This is a genomic window from Mesorhizobium sp. 43Arga, assembly GCF_053714255.1.
This window is the reverse complement of sequence record NZ_JBSKBO010000001.1, coordinates 918,706-934,815: the sequence shown is the minus strand read 5'-3', so window position 1 is coordinate 934,815 and position 16,110 is coordinate 918,706. Positions and strand designations below refer to the sequence as shown.

The 16,110-nt window shown below is 63.4% G+C and carries 13 protein-coding genes; 10 read left to right on the top strand and 3 right to left on the bottom strand.

Going from position 1 to position 16,110, the window contains the following annotated elements:
* Window positions 1–4 precede the first annotated feature (4 nt).
* Window positions 5–883, bottom strand: a complete 879-nt coding sequence (locus ACWGS8_RS04630; protein WP_454579804.1) for a LysR family transcriptional regulator — start codon at window positions 881–883, stop codon at window positions 5–7.
* Between the two features lie 108 nt (window positions 884–991).
* Between ACWGS8_RS04630 and ACWGS8_RS04625 the strand changes: the two genes are divergently transcribed.
* The 8 genes from ACWGS8_RS04625 to ACWGS8_RS04590 all read left to right on the top strand — a co-directional run bounded on the left by ACWGS8_RS04625 (window position 992) and on the right by ACWGS8_RS04590 (window position 10,347).
* Complete coding sequence (locus ACWGS8_RS04625) at window positions 992–1,738, top strand: SDR family NAD(P)-dependent oxidoreductase (RefSeq protein ID WP_454579803.1); 747 nt, start codon at window positions 992–994, stop codon at window positions 1,736–1,738.
* 185 nt (window positions 1,739–1,923) lie between these two features.
* The gene (locus tag ACWGS8_RS04620) at window positions 1,924–3,369 is read left to right on the top strand and encodes a homospermidine synthase (RefSeq protein WP_454579802.1); all 1,446 of its coding nucleotides are present in this window, start codon (window positions 1,924–1,926) and stop codon (window positions 3,367–3,369) included.
* Window positions 3,370–3,551: 182 nt separating this feature from the next.
* Window positions 3,552–3,929 (top strand): hypothetical protein, encoded by a 378-nt coding sequence (locus tag ACWGS8_RS04615; protein ID WP_454579801.1) that lies wholly within the window; start codon window positions 3,552–3,554, stop codon window positions 3,927–3,929.
* Between the two features lie 190 nt (window positions 3,930–4,119).
* The gene (locus tag ACWGS8_RS04610) at window positions 4,120–6,219 is read left to right on the top strand and encodes a 5'-nucleotidase C-terminal domain-containing protein (protein WP_454579800.1); all 2,100 of its coding nucleotides are present in this window, start codon (window positions 4,120–4,122) and stop codon (window positions 6,217–6,219) included.
* 137 nt (window positions 6,220–6,356) lie between these two features.
* A complete protein-coding gene (gene hemH / locus ACWGS8_RS04605; RefSeq protein ID WP_454579799.1) occupies window positions 6,357–7,418 on the top strand; it encodes a ferrochelatase in 1,062 nt (353 codons plus the stop codon).
* Window positions 7,419–7,577: 159 nt separating this feature from the next.
* On the top strand, window positions 7,578–8,789 hold the full coding sequence (locus tag ACWGS8_RS04600) for an NAD(P)/FAD-dependent oxidoreductase (protein ID WP_454579798.1): 1,212 nt from the start codon (window positions 7,578–7,580) through the stop codon (window positions 8,787–8,789).
* 121 nt (window positions 8,790–8,910) lie between these two features.
* A complete protein-coding gene (locus tag ACWGS8_RS04595) occupies window positions 8,911–9,861 on the top strand; it encodes an SPFH domain-containing protein (protein ID WP_454579797.1) in 951 nt (316 codons plus the stop codon).
* A 21-nt stretch (window positions 9,862–9,882) separates the two neighbouring features.
* Window positions 9,883–10,347: an NfeD family protein gene (locus tag ACWGS8_RS04590; protein WP_454579796.1), complete on the top strand. Its 465-nt coding sequence runs from the start codon at window positions 9,883–9,885 to the stop codon at window positions 10,345–10,347.
* A gap of 189 nt (window positions 10,348–10,536) precedes the next feature.
* Here ACWGS8_RS04590 and ACWGS8_RS04585 read toward each other — a convergent pair whose 3' ends face one another.
* Window positions 10,537–11,538 carry a KpsF/GutQ family sugar-phosphate isomerase gene (locus ACWGS8_RS04585; protein WP_454579795.1) on the bottom strand — a complete coding sequence of 334 codons (1,002 nt, stop codon included), beginning with the start codon at window positions 11,536–11,538 and terminating at the stop codon, window positions 10,537–10,539.
* Window positions 11,539–11,745: 207 nt separating this feature from the next.
* Between ACWGS8_RS04585 and ACWGS8_RS04580 the strand changes: the two genes are divergently transcribed.
* Complete coding sequence (locus ACWGS8_RS04580) at window positions 11,746–13,533, top strand: outer membrane beta-barrel protein (protein WP_454579794.1); 1,788 nt, start codon at window positions 11,746–11,748, stop codon at window positions 13,531–13,533.
* Window positions 13,534–13,726: 193 nt separating this feature from the next.
* Here ACWGS8_RS04580 and galU read toward each other — a convergent pair whose 3' ends face one another.
* A complete protein-coding gene (gene galU, locus ACWGS8_RS04575; RefSeq protein ID WP_454580116.1) occupies window positions 13,727–14,641 on the bottom strand; it encodes a UTP--glucose-1-phosphate uridylyltransferase GalU in 915 nt (304 codons plus the stop codon).
* Window positions 14,642–14,843: 202 nt separating this feature from the next.
* On the opposite strand from galU, the gene ACWGS8_RS04570 reads away from it, so the two are divergent.
* The gene (locus tag ACWGS8_RS04570) at window positions 14,844–16,067 is read left to right on the top strand and encodes a lytic murein transglycosylase (protein ID WP_454579793.1); all 1,224 of its coding nucleotides are present in this window, start codon (window positions 14,844–14,846) and stop codon (window positions 16,065–16,067) included.
* The last annotated feature ends 43 nt before the right edge of the window (window positions 16,068–16,110 follow it).

Here is a 16,110-nt window from a genome sequence, read left to right as displayed (position 1 = left end):
CGCGCTACAGGCTGTCGGCCAGGAACTCGACGAATGTTCTTGCCCTGGCGCTCGCCTTGCGTCCGGCCGGAAACAGCGCCCACAATTCAACCGGCGGCAGCGTCCATTCGGTCAGGATCGGCCGTACCGCACCGCTGCGCAGTTCCGCGTCGAACATCCATTCGGAGCCGACGGTGTAGCCGATGCCGGCAAGTACTGCCTCACGTATCCCTTCGGCGGAAGTCACGCGTAGCCGCCCTTGGCCGGCAAACGAAACCTCTTCGGCGCCTCGCCGGAATGTCCAGCGATTGGAAGTGCCGGCCCGGACGAAAAGGATCGCTTCGTGCCGGGACAGCTCATCCGGCGCGATGGGTTCGCCCTCACGTGCCAGGTAGGATGGTGCCACCACCACGAGACGACGACAGGTGGCGATCTTGCGCCCGATATGGGCGGGGGCGAAGTTTTCACCCAGACGCAGCATGACATCCACCCCTTCCTCGACGAGATCGACGTTCCTGTCGTCCATCGCCACCTCGACGTCGAGCCTCGGGTGAACTTCCAGGAAAGCTTTCAGCCTCGGCACGACATGCAGCCGGCCGAAGGTTACCGATGTACCGATGCGCAGCAACCCGGTAAGCGCCGCCGCAGCGCCACGCGCCGCGTTCTCTGCTTCGTCGGCCTCCTCGACCGCGCGCTTGGCGCCTTCATAGAAGCTGAGGCCGGCATCGGTCGGCGAGAGACCTCGGGTGGTGCGCGACAGCAGGCGAACGCCGAGCCGTTCCTCGAGCTGCGCGATGGCCTTCGAGACGGCCGGCTGCCCGACGCGCAAATGCCGCGCGGCCGCCGAGAACGAGCCGGTTTCGATGACCCTTATAAAGGTGTTCATCGCCATGAGCCTGTCCATCTATTCCACCTTGGAATTAGTTATATGGGGATGTTCACCCTACCTGACCCGTTTGGGAATAGCCAATTGGCGAATTGTCAAATCCATCCAGCCATTCGGAGAACCAAAATGGGCAAGCTCAACAACAAGGTCGCCATCGTCACCGGTGCCGCGCGAGGGATTGGTGCGGGCATCGCCAAACGGCTGGCGGCGGAAGGCGCCGCCGTCGTCGTCAACTACGCCTCCAGCCGTGAGGCTGCGGAACGCACGGTGAACGAGATCGTCGCCGCCGGTGGCAAGGCGACCGCGGTTCAGGGTGACGTGGCCGAGGCAGCCGAAGTCGAGAAGATGTTCGAGGCCGCCGAGATCGCATTCGGCAAGCCAAGCATTCTGATCAACAACGCCGCGACCGCCAGCTTCGGCACTTTCGAGGAAGCCAGTGAGGCGGATTACCGGCGGCTCTTCGACACCAACGTGCTGGGCACGATCCTGACCACAAAGGCGGCCATGCGCCACTTCCCCGAGACCGGCGGCAGCATCGTCAATATCGGCACGATCTCGAGCTGGAACCCGGTGCCGAACACCAGCCTCTATTCCGCCAGCAAAGCGGCGATCGATACGCTGACGCTTAGCCTGTCGAGGGAACTTGGAGCCCGCAACATCCGCGTCAACATCGTGGCGCCTGGCTATACCCATACCGAAATGACCGAAGGCATGGTTGGCACCGATTTCGGCAGTATGCTGATCGCTGGCGTCCCCCTTGGCCAGCGCTTCGGCAAGCCAGACGACATCGCTCCGACCGTGGCCTTCCTCGCCTCGGATGAGGCGGCGTGGCTGACCGGCGAACGCATCAACGCGTCCGGTGGCGCTCGCTGATACGACGCCGGCTCAACATCCGCCATCGGGCAGGCCATGGCCTCCCGGTGGCACCGCCAAGCACCTCCACAGCGGCGTTCCCGGGCGTTTCGCTGCTTTTCCCTTTATTGTGACAATGATCTATGGTTTGTCGCGCCGCGGCCAAGCGGCTGTTCCGGAGTGTTTTTTGAGGAGTGCTCGATAAAATGGCGAATGAAAACTGGCCCGTTTACGGTGAGATCACCGGCCCTGTGGTGATGATCGGCTTCGGCTCGATCGGACGGGGGACGCTGCCGCTCATCGAACGCCATTTCAAATTCGACAAGTCGCGCATGACGGTCCTCGACCCACGCGATACCGATCGCAAGCTGCTCGACGAGCGCGGCATCGCCTTCGTCCAGCAAGCGGTGACCGAGAAGAACTACAAGAAGCTTCTGACGCCGCTTTTGACCAATGGCGGCGGCCAGGGCTTTTGCGTCAACCTGTCGGTCGATACTGGCTCGGTCGACCTGATGCGGCTCTGCCGCAAGCTCGGCGTGCTTTACATCGACACCGTCGTCGAGCCGTGGCTCGGCTTCTATTTCGACGCCAAGGCCGACAATGCCAGCCGCACCAACTATGCGCTGCGCGAGGCGATGATCGAGGAAAAACTCGACAAGCCCGGCGGCGCCACCGCCGTGTCCACCTGCGGTGCCAATCCCGGCATGGTCTCGTGGTTCGTCAAGCAGGCGCTGGTCAACCTCGCCACCGATCTTGGCCTCGAATTCTCGGAGCCGGCGCAGGAAGACCGCGAGGGCTGGGCCAAGCTGATGAAAAAGGCCGGCGTCAAGGGCATCCACATCGCCGAGCGCGACACCCAGCGCACCAAGAAGCCCAAGCCGATGGATGTGTTCTGGAACACCTGGTCGGTCGAGGGCTTCATTTCCGAAGGCCTGCAGCCGGCCGAACTCGGCTGGGGCACGCATGAGAAGTGGATGCCGAAGAACGGCAAGAAGCACAAGCACGGTTCCAAGGCCGCGATCTATCTGGAGCAGCCTGGCGCCAACACCCGCGTGCGCTCGTGGTGCCCGACGCCGGGCGCGCAATATGGCCTGCTGGTGACGCACAATGAGGCGATCTCGATCGCCGATTTCTTCACCGTTCGCTCCAAGAAGGGCAAGGTCCAGTACCGGCCGACCTGCCACTATGCCTATCATCCCTCCAACGACGCGATGCTGTCGCTGGACGAGATGTTCGGCGCCGCCGGCAAGCCTCAGCCAGTGCACCACGTGCTCGACGAGAACGAACTGGTCGACGGTGTCGACGAACTCGGCGTCCTGCTCTACGGCCACGACAAGAATGCCTATTGGTACGGCTCGCAGCTGTCGCTCGCCGAGGCGCGCAAGCTGGCGCCCTATCAGAACGCCACCGGCATGCAGGTCACCTCGGCGGTTCTGGCGGGCATGGTCTGGGCGCTGGAAAATCCGGATGCCGGCATCGTCGAGGCCGACGAGATGGACTACAAGCGCTGCCTGGACGTGCAGTCGCCCTATCTTGGACCGGTCAAAGGCTATTACACCGACTGGACGCCGCTTGACCGGCGCCCGGGACTCTTCCCGGAGGACCTCGACCGCAGCGATCCGTGGCAATTCCGCAACATCCTCGTGCGATAGCGCCGCGCACACCATACGCCATTGCCTTGCAATCGCCCGGAAATCGGGCGATTGAAGAGATGCGGCCTGGGGCAGCGTGCGTCTTGCGGGACGCCCGCCCGTTCCAGCACTTTGGACGTTCGCATCGTGCCTGCCAAAATCGAAACCGATTTTTGGACCGATGCGTTTGGAGAGGATTTCAGATGACTATTGCGCGCAAAGTTCTTTCGATCGGCATGGCGGGTTCCTTTGCCATGATGCTTGCTGCCTGCACCACAAGCGGTCCCGACGCGCCGCCGATGGCGGCCGCGCCGAAAGGCGTCGAGGGATCCTGGATCGATGCCAAGGGCACCGGCCTGTCGACCTTCACCGCTGGCAAGTTCGCGACCGTCGCCACCGACACCGGCCAGAAGCTCGCCGACGGCAGCTACACGATGACCGGCCCCACGTCGGTCGAGATCAACGGGACGTCGCTGATCCGCCAGACGCCGGTCAGCTTCAACTGCCTGCTGATCTCCACCAGCCAGCTGAACTGCACCAGTTCGTCCGGCCAGAACTTCGTGCTGACGCGACGCACCTGAAACCGGCGAACGCTGGACTCATCGAGGACGGCGGCCAATGGCCGCCGTCCTTTTTTGTGCTTGCAGATAGGGGCGGCATTTCCGCTTGCGTCAGCCCGAACGCGATGGGAACATGGTCAAAGCGATGGCTGTTATACCCCAGCCAAGCAAGGGCGCTAAACGCCTCTGATCAGCCTACCGGGAGACGAAGATGAAGAAGCTTGCCGCCATTGCCGCCCTGTCGGTATCGACGCTTGGCCTGTCGGCCGGCGCATCCTTTGCCGACTACACATTGAACATTCTGCATTTCAATGACTGGCACAGCCGGATCGAAGGCAACAACAAATACGAGTCGACCTGTTCGGCCGACGAGGAGACCAAGGGCGAATGCATCGGCGGCGCCGGCCGGTTGATCACGGCGATCGCCCAGGAACGCAAGAAGCTCGAAGGCCAGAACGTGCTGCTGCTCAATGCAGGCGACAGCTTCCAGGGATCGCTGTTCTACACCACCTACAAGGGCACCGTGGAGGAGGAATTCCTCAACCAGATGAAACCCGACGCGGTGACGCTCGGCAACCATGAATTCGACGACGGCGAGACCGCGCTGGTGCCTTTCCTCGACAAGGCGAAATTCCCGATCGTCAGCGCCAATGTCGTGCCCAAGGACAAGTCCGGCGCAGCCGGCAAGATCAAGCCGTCGATCGTCGTGGAGGTCGGCGGCCAAAAGATCGGCATTATCGGTGCCGTCACCAACGACACGCCCGAACTCGCCTCCCCCGGCCCAAACATCGCGATTGCGGACGACGTCAAGTCGATCACCGCGGAAGTCGAGAAGCTCAAGGCACAAGGCGTCAACAAGATCATCGCGGTGACCCATATCGGCTACAACAGGGAACGCGACATCATCGCCAAGATCGCGGGCATCGACGTGGTCGTCGGCGGCCACAGCCATACGCTCCTGTCCAACACCGATCCGAAGGCGGCCGGCCCCTATCCGACGATGGTCGACAACCCGGACGGCTACAAGGTGCCGGTGGTGCAGGCGGCGTCCTATTCGAAATATCTCGGCGAGTTCAAGGTGGTGTTCGACGACAATGGCGTCGTCAAGTCGGCGAGTGGCGACCCGATCTTTCTCGACAAGTCGATCACGCCCGACCCCGCCGTGCTCGCCCGCATCAAGGAACTCGGCGCACCGATCGAGGCGCTGAAGAACAAGGAAGTGGCCGAGACCACCGATGTCATCGACGGCAGCCGCGAGAATTGCCGCGCCAAGGAATGCGCGATGGGCAACCTCGTCTCCGATGCCATACTCGACCGCGTCAAGGGACAGGGCGTCGAGATCGTCATCTCCAATGGCGGCGGCCTGCGCGCCTCGATCGACAAGGGCACCGTCACCATGGGCGAGGTGCTGACCGTGCTGCCGTTCCAGAACACGCTGGCGACCTTCCAGATTTCGGGCAACGACCTGGTCGCCGGGCTGGAAAGCGGCCTCAGCCAGATCGAGGACGGCGCCGGCCGCTTCCCGCAGGTGGCGGGCCTCAAATATTCCTTCGACAAGTCGGTCGCGCCCAATGCCGGCCGCGTCAAATCCGTCGAGGTCATGGAGAACGGCGCCTGGACGCCGATCAAGCCCGACAAGGACTATCTGGTCGCCACCAACAATTATGTCCGCCAGGGCGGCGACGGCTACAAGGTCTTCGCCGAAAAGGCCAAGAACGCCTACGACTACGGCCCCGGTCTCGAACAGGTGGTTGCCGACTATCTCGGCGCCCACCGGCCCTACACGCCCAAGCTCGACGGCCGCATCACCGAGATCGCCGCGACTGTCGCGGCGGCCCCGGCAGCGGAACCGGCCAAACCGGCAAAGCCAGCCGAGGCAGCCAAACCGGCTGAACCGGCAAAGCCCGCGGAAGCGGCACCGGCAATGCCCGAATTGCCCGCCAACTCGGGCAACATCGCCAACACGCCGCCGGCCATATCGACCGAGGCGGCACCTCCGCCACCTGCTCCGCCGGCTCCCGCCACTCCAGCAGCTGCGCCGCCAGCCGAACCGGCGAAACCAGCCGAGGCTGCGCCCGCACTGGCGGCACCGGCGCCGGCGGAACCTGCCAAGCCGGCCGAACCGGCAAAGCCCGCTGAAGCCGCACCCGCCACGGGCAGCCATGTCATCGTTACCGGCGACACCTACTGGGATCTGGCCAAGAAGGCCTATGGTGACGCGACCAAGTGGAAGCTCATCTACGAGGCCAACAAGGGTCAAAGGCCGCATCGGCTTACCCCCGGCGCGACGCTGACCATCCCGGCGAAATAACGCCCCTCGCATCCTTCAACGACAAACCCGCCCGGGAGACCGGGCGGGTTTTGCGTTTTCAGGCTAAGGTGCGGCCAGACGTGGCATTGAAAACCGGCGCGCCATCGCTAGTTTCACGCCGTGCCCGGAGAACCCCTATGACGTCTGCCACCGCTGTCGATCCCAAAGCCGCCAAGCCGGTTGGCCTGGCGGTGGGGCACGCGCCGGCCGGGGCCGGCAAGGTCGGCGTCCTGCTGGTCAATCTCGGCACGCCTGACGGCACCGACTTCAAGCCGATGTGGCGGTATCTCAGGGAATTCCTGTCCGATCCGCGCGTCATCGAGCTCAACAAGGCGATCTGGTATCCGATCCTCTATGGCCTGGTGCTCACCACGCGGCCGAAGAAGTCGGGCGCCAATTATGCCCGGATCTGGAACCAGGAGAAGAACGAGTCGCCGCTGCGCACCTACACGCGCGCGCAGAGCGAAAAACTGGCCGAGGCGTTGCGCGACCTGCCCGATGTCGTCGTCGACTGGGCCATGCGCTACGGCAACCCTTCGACGGCGAGCGTCGCCGAAAGACTGGTCGCGCAAGGCTGCGACCGCATTCTTTCGTTTCCGCTCTACCCGCAATACTCGGCGACGACGACAGCCACCGCCAACGACCAGCTTTTTCGCGCGTTGATGAAGCTGCGCCGCGCACCGGCCATCCGCAGCGTGCCGCCCTACTATGCCGAGCCCGTCTACATCGAGGCGCTCGCCAGTTCGATCGAACGGCATCTGGCAACGCTCGATTTCGAGCCGGAAGTGGTCATCACCTCCTATCACGGCATTCCGAAACCCTATTCCGACAAGGGCGATCCCTACCAGGCGCATTGCCTGGAGACGACGCGGCTGCTGCGCGAAAAACTTGGTTGGGATGAAAAGAAGCTGATCACCACCTTCCAGTCGCGCTTCGGCGCCCAGGAATGGCTGCAGCCTTACACCGACAAGACGGTGGAGAAACTGGGCAAGGACGGGGTGAAATCCATCGCCATCGTCAATCCCGGTTTTTCCGTCGACTGCATCGAGACGCTGGACGAAATCGGCCGGGAAGCAGCCGAGACCTTCCATCATGCCGGGGGCAAGAATTTCGCTCACATCCCTTGCCTCAACGACAGCGCCGAGGGCATGGCGGTGATCGAGGCGATGGTGCGGCGCGAACTGTCCGGCTGGGTCTAGGAGAAATTCCAGGAAACGTGTGAAACGGTTTTCCCGGGAAAAGCGCATAGCGCTTTTCCCTTGGGAATTTCGTCAACCAAAGAGTTAGAGCGGCTCGCCGCTCTAACACCGGAACAACGGCCACTCCGGGGCGTTGAGGCGCACCTTCCGGAGAATTCGATGCCCCGCAAACTCGACCTCAGAACTGGCCGACCCGTTTGGTCCGCCTATCGGGCGCCAGCCGTGCCGACGGACAATCTGATCCGGGACGCCAAGACCGACGTGCTGATCATCGGCATGGGCATCAGCGGCGCCACGGCGGCCGAGGCATTGACGGCGGACGGCTATTCCGTGATCTGCATCGACCGGCGCGGCCCGCTGAAAGGCTCGACCGCGGCAACCACGGCGCTGGTGCAATTCGAAATCGACCAACCGCTTTCAACGCTCTCGAAGATGATCGGCAAGACCAGGGCACAACAAGCCTGGCGACGCTCGCGCCTCGCAGTGTCCAACCTGGCCGGCCGTATCGAGGATCTCGCAATCGACTGTCGCCTGCGCCGCACCCCGTCGCTTTATCTGGCTGGCACGCTGCTCGGCCCTGCAGAACTACACGATGAAGCCGAAGCGCGCCGGCAAGCGGGCATCGCCGCCACCTATCTGACGCCGCGGCCGCTGGCCGAGACATTCGGCATCGACCGCGGCGGCGCCATCCTCAGCCACGGCAACATCGCGCTCGACCCGCGCAAGCTGACGGCCGGGCTGCTGCTCAAGGCGCTGGAGCGCAAGGCACGTCTTTACGCTCCCGCCGAAGCGACGGCGATCGAGGACAGTGCCGACGAGGTGGTCGTGGCCACGAAGGATGGCCCGACCATCACCGCACGGCATGTGGTTCTGGCCACTGGCTACGAACTGCTCGACATCGTGCCAGCGGCCGCCCACCGGATCATCTCGACTTGGGCGATCGCGACGCCCCCGCAGCCACGAAAACTCTGGCCGGGTCCGGCGTTCATCTGGGAAGCGTCGGACCCCTACCTGTACATGCGCGCGACGGCCGACGGCAGGGTCATCTGCGGCGGCGAGGACGAGGATTTTGCCGACGAGACGCGGCGCGACGAACTGACCCCCGACAAGGCTGCGCGCATCTCTGAAAAACTCGGCCTGATATTTCCGCATCTCGACGTCGGACCTGAATTCGCCTGGGCCGGTTCCTTCGGCACAACCGGCACCGGCCTGCCCTATATCGGCGCCATCCCGAGGCACCCGCGCATCCATGCGGTCATGGGTTACGGCGGCAATGGCATCACCTTCTCGAGCATCGCCTCCGAAATTATTTCGGCCTCGATCAATGGGAGTGTCGACACGGATGCAGATCTCTTCGCATTCAACCCTTGATTGCAAACAGACAAACATTCCATCATCACCTGATTGTAACGCTCCTGAAACACACTTAAGTCTTTGGTGAAGTCGGCTGCGGGGGAGTGGCTCTCGCGGCCTGCTTCTGAGGGAGAGCCAAATGGATTTCAGTGGTTTCGACATTGCGATTGGTGCACTTGCCCTTCTGGTACTGGTGCTTCTCATCAAGGGCATCAGGACCATTCCGCAAGGCTACAATTATACGGTGGAGCGCTTTGGCCGTTACACCAAGACATTGAGCCCGGGCCTCAATTTCATTTTCCCGTTCGTCGACCGGATCGGCGCCAAGATGAACATGATGGAGCAGGTGCTCGACGTTCCGAGCCAGGAAATCATCACCCGCGACAACGCCATCGTCGGTGTCGACGGCATCGCCTTCTTCCAGATCCTCAACGCGGCGCAGGCCGCCTACCAGGTTTCCGGCCTGCAGAACGCCATCCTCAACCTGACGATGACCAACATCCGTACCGTCATGGGCTCGATGGACCTCGACGAGCTCTTGTCCAACCGCGACGCCATCAATGAACGCCTGCTGCGCGTCGTTGACGAAGCGGCGCATCCATGGGGCATCAAGATCACCCGCGTCGAGATCAAGGACATCAATCCGCCGGCCAACCTGATCGAATCGATGGGCCGTCAGATGACTGCCGAGCGCAACAAGCGCGCGCAGATCCTGGCCGCCGAAGGCCTCAAGCAGTCGCAGATCCTCGAAGCCGAAGGCCGCAAGGAAGCCGCCTTCCGCGACGCCGAGGCGCGCGAACGCTCGGCCGAGGCCGAAGCCCGCGCCACGCAGGTGGTGTCGGAAGCGATTTCCAAAGGCGACGTGCAGGCACTGAACTACTTCGTCGCGCAGAAATACACCGAGGCCCTGACCAGGATCGGTTCGGCCACCAACAGCAAGGTCGTGCTGATGCCGTTGGAAGCCTCCTCGCTGATCGGTACACTTGGCGGCATCGGCGAAATCGCCAAGGAAGTCTTCCGCAGCGAGGGCACGACCGGTGCGCAGCGCCAGCCCGCCCGCCCGCCCGTCGTGCGGCCGAACGAAAACTAAAGTCCATAGGAGGTCACTCTTATGATCGATCGCATCATCTCCGAACTCGGACCGTGGAACTGGATGGTTCTGGGCTTCGTGCTGCTGGTCTTGGAAATCATCGCGCCCGGCATTTTCATGCTCTGGATCGGCATCGCCGCTCTGATTATCGGCGCGATATCGCTGCTGATCTGGGATGCGGCGATCTGGACCTGGCAGGTCCAGGTCCTCGCCTTCCTGGCGCTGTCGCTGGTCTCGGCCTATGTCGGCAAGAGGCTGGTCGGCGGCCGCCATGACCCGACCGACCAGCCACTGCTCAACCGGCGCGGCGCCCAGATGGTCGGCCGCATGGCGACGCTTGCCGAGCCGATCAAGGACGGCCGCGGCCGCATCAAGCTCGGCGACACGCTGTGGCGCGTCTCCGGCCCGGACCTGCCCGCCGGCACGCAGGTGCGCGTGACGAGTGCCGCGGATACGGACCTGGAACTGACGGTGGAGCGGGTCTAAGTTTCAAACGGCGCCAGCGCGCAAGGTGTCGAGATTCAGGTCAGGCCGAGTCGGAGTCGAAGACGGGCGCGAAGCGACCAAACAAGGCGGGTTCCGAGAACCGGAGCGGAGCGTACTTAAAGTACGTGAGCACCGGAAGCGCAGGAACCCTGCGTTTGCAGACCGGCCTGACCTGAATCTCGATACACCTTAGGCAGCGCCGATGCGCAGCAGGTCGTGGAAATGCACCACGCCGAGCGGCATGTTGTTCCTGGTCACCACCAGCGCGCCGATATTGTGCTCGTTGAGCAGCGCGATCGCAGTACCGGCTAGCGTCTGCGGGTCGACCGTCTTGGGCGTACGGGTCATCACCTCGTCGACGATGACGTCGGCCAGATTGCGGTGTAAATTGCGCGCGACGTCGCCGTCGGTGATGATCCCGGCCAGCTCGCCATTGGCGTCGACAATCAGCACGCAGCCGACCTTCTTCTGCGACAGCGTCATCACCGCTTCCGGCATCTTGGTGCCGAGCGCGGCCAGCGGCATCTGGTCGCCGACCCGCATGATCTCGGAGACCATGGTCAGGTTGGCGCCGAGCTGGCCGCCGGGATGGAAGGTGCGGAAATGGTCCGGCGTGAAGCCGCGCGCCTCGAGCAGCGCGATCGCCAGCGCGTCGCCGATGACCAGTTGCAGCAGCGTCGACGTCGTCGGCGCGAGACCATGCGGACAGGCCTCCGGGGTGCGCGGCAAGAGCAGCACAACGTCGGCGGCGCGCGCCAGCGCCGATGTCTCGCCTGACGTGACGGCGATGAGCGGAATGGAAAAACGCCTGGAATAGGCGACGATGCCGAGCAGCTCCTTGCTCTCGCCCGACCATGAGATGGCGATGATGGCGTCGTCCCTGGCGATCATGCCGAGATCGCCATGGTTGGCCTCGACGGGATGGACGAAGAAGGCCGGCGTGCCGGTCGAAGCCAGCGTCGCCGCGATCTTCGAGCCGATATGGCCGCTTTTGCCGACGCCGGTGACGATCAGCCGGCCTTCGATCTTCGAGATCACGTCGACCGCCTGCGCGAAAGGCGCGGCCAATCCGTTCTCGAGCGCCTCGGCAAGGGCGGCGATCCCGGCCTGCTCGGTCGCCACCGTTCTCAGCGCCGAATCGATCGACGCTTGCCTGTCCAGCGGCTTCTTATCGAGGGATCTCGCATGCATGGATGATGCGATTAGCGCTTTGCCGCCCGCCTGTCCAACAGAAATGGCGCTGGCGCCCAGGCGGCGGAGCCTCGGATAGGTCACAGGCTCCCGCAAACAGCGGCACTTTAACCGGACGAACGATCGCCGCCTCAACCCTCCGTTAACCATCCCCATTTACGGTTCGGTAAGTATGGCGCGCACAGCGCCGCGCAAGCAGTGGTGGCGATGTCCGGGGCCCAGCCAGAAAAATCAAGAGGACGACAGGGCAAGGCGGTCTGCGCTTTGCTGCTGGCGACCAGTGTGCTCGCTTTGCTGCGCCCGGCACCTCTCCACGCCCAGGAAACGGAGCTGCGCGGCGAGGTTTCCGAATCGGCGATTCGGTCCGACCAGCAGCGCAAGGCAAGGCAGCTCGCCCTTGCCACCCAAGGCCGGCAACAGCCGGCCAACACAGCGCAGGACGATACGCCGCCGCGCACCTATTTGCCGGCCAGCGCCGGCGCCGTCCCCGACGACCCGGGCACGGATGCCGCCACCGGCAGCATTTTCGATCCGCCGCAGGGGACAGACGACACGTCCACCGACAATCCGACGCCGCCCAAGCCTCGCCGCCGTTCGCCGAGCGCTGGCCAGAACACGGCCGGTCAGGACAAGACCAAGGCGGACGCCAAGACGACCGGCAAGTCGAAGAGAAAGAAGAAGGCCACCACCGCGACCACGGACACCACTCAAGCCGCGACCGACGATACCGGCAGCACCACGACGGATCAGGAAGCAGCGAACCGTCGCGCCCTCACCATCGACAGCGCCGACAGGCAGAAGCTCGACCCCGGCGCCGAACGCACCGCCGCCATCGAAGGCCAGAACAAGAAAGCCGAGGAAGATCCGTTCCAGCCCACCGGCGTCAAATGGGGCTCCTTCGTCATCCGCCCGTCGATCGAACAGGGCATGACCGCCACCACGAACGGCGATTCGAGCAGCGCCGGCACGTCGGCACTGCTGTCCGAAACGGCATTGCGCTTTACCGCCGTTTCCGACTGGCGCGAAAACTCCGCCACCATCGACGGCTATGGCCTGTTCCGCGAGACCGTGTCGGGCTACCGGGTTCACAATGCGCAAGGCCGCATCGAAGGCCAGCTCAATGTCGACCTCGACAACGAGTTGCGCGCCATCGCCAAGCTCGGCTATGAGGCCGTGCCGGAAACGGCGTCCTCGCCCAACGCCATTGCCGGCGTCAGCAGCCAGCCGTTGCGGCAGACGATCGACGGCAGCCTTGGCGTCGAAAAGGCCGTCGGCAAGATGCGGTACACGCTGACCGGTGCGGTCTCGCACGACTTCTATGGCGACGCCGAGCTTTCGGACGGCACCACGCTGTCGCAGAAGGATCGGGACAACACGCTCTACACGGCGACTTTACGCACCGGCTACGAAATCTCTCCGGCCCTCACCCCGTTCACCGAAATCGAGGTCGGCCGCCGGGCCTACGATCAGCGCATCGACAATGAAGGCTTCGAGCGTTCCTCCTCGCGCCTCGGCGCCCGCGCCGGCCTGCAGCTCGACATGGGTGAGAAGCTGTCAGGCGAATTCTCCGCCGGCTGGCTGCGGGAGGCGATCGACGACAAGAGCCTGGGGGCGATTTCGGGCGCCACCGTCAACGCCGACCTCAAATGGTCGCCGGAGCGCGGCACCACGATCGGCCTGACCGGCAAGACCACGGTCGAGACCACCACCTCGGCGGGCGAAAGCGGCGATATCCTCTATTCCGGCCGCCTGACCGGTGAACGGCAGATCCGTGCCAACCTTGTCGCGAATGCGGCCCTGGGCCTCGACTGGCGCGACTATGTCGGCATCGATGGCCATGACAGGATCCTGAGCGCCGAGACCGGGCTGACCTGGTGGCTGAACCGCTATGCCGGCCTGACCACCCGGGTGAGAACCGAAAAGCTGACCAGCAACCTGCCCGGCCGCGACTACACCGCCAACAGCATCTATCTCGGCCTGAAAGTGCAGCGCTGAGGACGTCTGATCTTCGTCATCCTGGGGCGTAGCAAGGAGCGAAGCGACGCGGCGCAGACCCCAGGCCATGCCGCGACTTATGAGCGCCTCCGCGGTGGTGGGCCTGGAGACATCGTTCAGGACCGCGAACGGAGCAGCTCCAGGGGGTCTCCGCGACGAAGCTTCCTGCTCCGCCCGTGGACGAAGGTGTGGCCTAATACGCAGCCCCACGTCGCTCTGATGGCTTCATCTCGTCGAGAAGCGTGCGGATCACCCCGGCCATGCTCTCATTCATGTCGCTGCGCCACAGCGCAAAGGCGACGTTGGCCTCGACGAAACCTTCCGGGGAACCGCAGTCGAAGGTGCGGCCCTGATAATGGTAGCCGTAAAAGGCCTGCTGCTTCTCCAGCTTCAGCATCGCGTCGGTGAGCTGGATCTCGTTGCCGGCTCCCTTTTCCTGACCTTCGAGGATCTTGAAGATCTCGGGCTGCAGGATGTAGCGACCGTTGATGTAGAGGTTGGACGGCGCCGTGCCGGTCTTCGGCTTCTCCACCATCTCGGTGATGCGGAAGCCGTGATGCGTATCCTCGCCACGGCCGACGATTCCGTATTTGTGGGCCTCCGCCGGGTCGCATTCCTGCACGGCAATGATGTTGTTGCCGGTTTCCTCGTAGAGCTCGACCATCGACTTCATGCAACTCTTTTCCGACTGCATGATCATGTCGGGCAAGAGCAGCGCGAACGGCTCGTCGCCGACCAGTTCGCGCGCACACCAGACGGCATGGCCGAGGCCCATCGGCACCTGCTGGCGGGTGAAGCTGGTCTGCCCCGGCGCCGGCTGCAGCCGCTGCAGGCGGGCCAGCTGCTCGTCTTTGCCACGCTGGGCGAGCGTGTCATAGAGCTCGAACTGGATATCGAAATGGTCCTCGATGACCGCCTTGTTGCGGCCGGTCACGAAGATGAAATGTTCGATGCCCGCCTCGCGCGCCTCATCGACCACATATTGGATGACCGGCCGGTCGACGACGGTCAGCATTTCCTTGGGAACAGCCTTGGTGGCCGGGAGGAACCGCGTGCCGAGACCGGCGACCGGGAAAACTGCCTTGCGAACTCTCTTCATGCCTTCAATTATCCGTTTGCTGGCCGGCTCCGCAATCCCCGTCTCGCGACATTTTCACGCCGGAATTGAAGATTACTGGGGCGGGTGAGGGAAACTTCCACCGGTTAAAGCATCGAGGTGTCTTTTCGTTCCAGGCGACGCCTATGGTAAACTAATTCCTAACCCGGTTCGGCGATGAATGGTCTTTCCTGAGACAGAGAAGGAGGAAAACATGTCCGTTCGCAATGCCGCAAAACGTTTCACCAGCGTCATGACGGCCGCCAGCTTCTCGCTCGCTCTGCTGATGCCTGCCGGACCCGCTTTCGCCGACGCCGGTTTCCGCCAATGGGTCGCCGGCTTCCGCGCCACCGCTGTCGCCGGCGGTGTCTCCGGCGCTGTCTACGACCAGGCTTTCAGGGACATCAAGGAGCCCGATCCGGTCGTGCTGGAGAAGGCGCGCACCCAGCCGGAATTCACAGCCCCCGCCTGGGACTATTTCGACAACCGCGTCCACGACCAGTCGGTCGCCGTCGGGCAGCAGATGGCGAAGAAATGGAAGCCGTGGCTGGACAGGATCGAGGCCCGATTCGGTGTCGACCGCTACATTCTGCTGGCCATCTGGTCGATGGAATCGAACTATGGCGAGATCCTCAAGCGCGACGACATCATGCGCAACGTCATCCGGTCTCTGGCGACTCTGGGCTACGGCGACCCGAAGCGGTCGAAATATGCCCGCACCCAGCTGGTCGCGGCCTTGAAGATCCTGCAGACCGGCGACATTGACGAAAGCCATCTGATGGGCTCCTGGGCCGGCGCCATGGGCCAGACCCAGTTCATCCCCACCAGTTACCAGCATTATGCCGTCGACATGGACGGCAACGGCAAGCGCGACATCTGGAATTCCATCCCCGATGCGCTGGCGACATCAGCCAATCTGTTGAAGAAGAATGGCTGGCAAGCCGGCAAGACCTGGGGTTACGAAGTCACCATACCGTCCGGCAAGCTGCCGGGCGGATCGAAGACGCTGGCGCAATGGCAGGCGCTTGGCGTCGTCAGGGCGAGCGGCAAGCCGTTCAAGAACCCTACCGACAAGGCGACGCTGAAAGTGCCGGACGGCCGTGGCGGTCCGGCCTTCCTGATGGTCCGGAATTTCTCGGTCATCAAGGCGTACAACAATGCCGACAAATATGCCCTGGCCGTTGGCCTTCTCGCCGACGAGATCGCCGGTGGCAGCGGCCTTGTCCAGGATTGGAAGCGGCCCTTCACCAAGCTCACCTTCGAGGAAAGGCAAGAGCTGCAGAAGCGGCTTTCGCAGCACGGGCTTTATGACGGCAAGTTCGACGGCAAGATCGGTGACGGCACGAAAACAGCCATCATGACCTATCAGGCCAAGGTCGGCTTGACCCAGGACGGCTATCCGAGCATGGAAGTGCTCAAATGGCTCAGACAAAAATAGAGCCGGCCATGGCGCCGCGCGCATTTTAGGCGCGCATATCAGG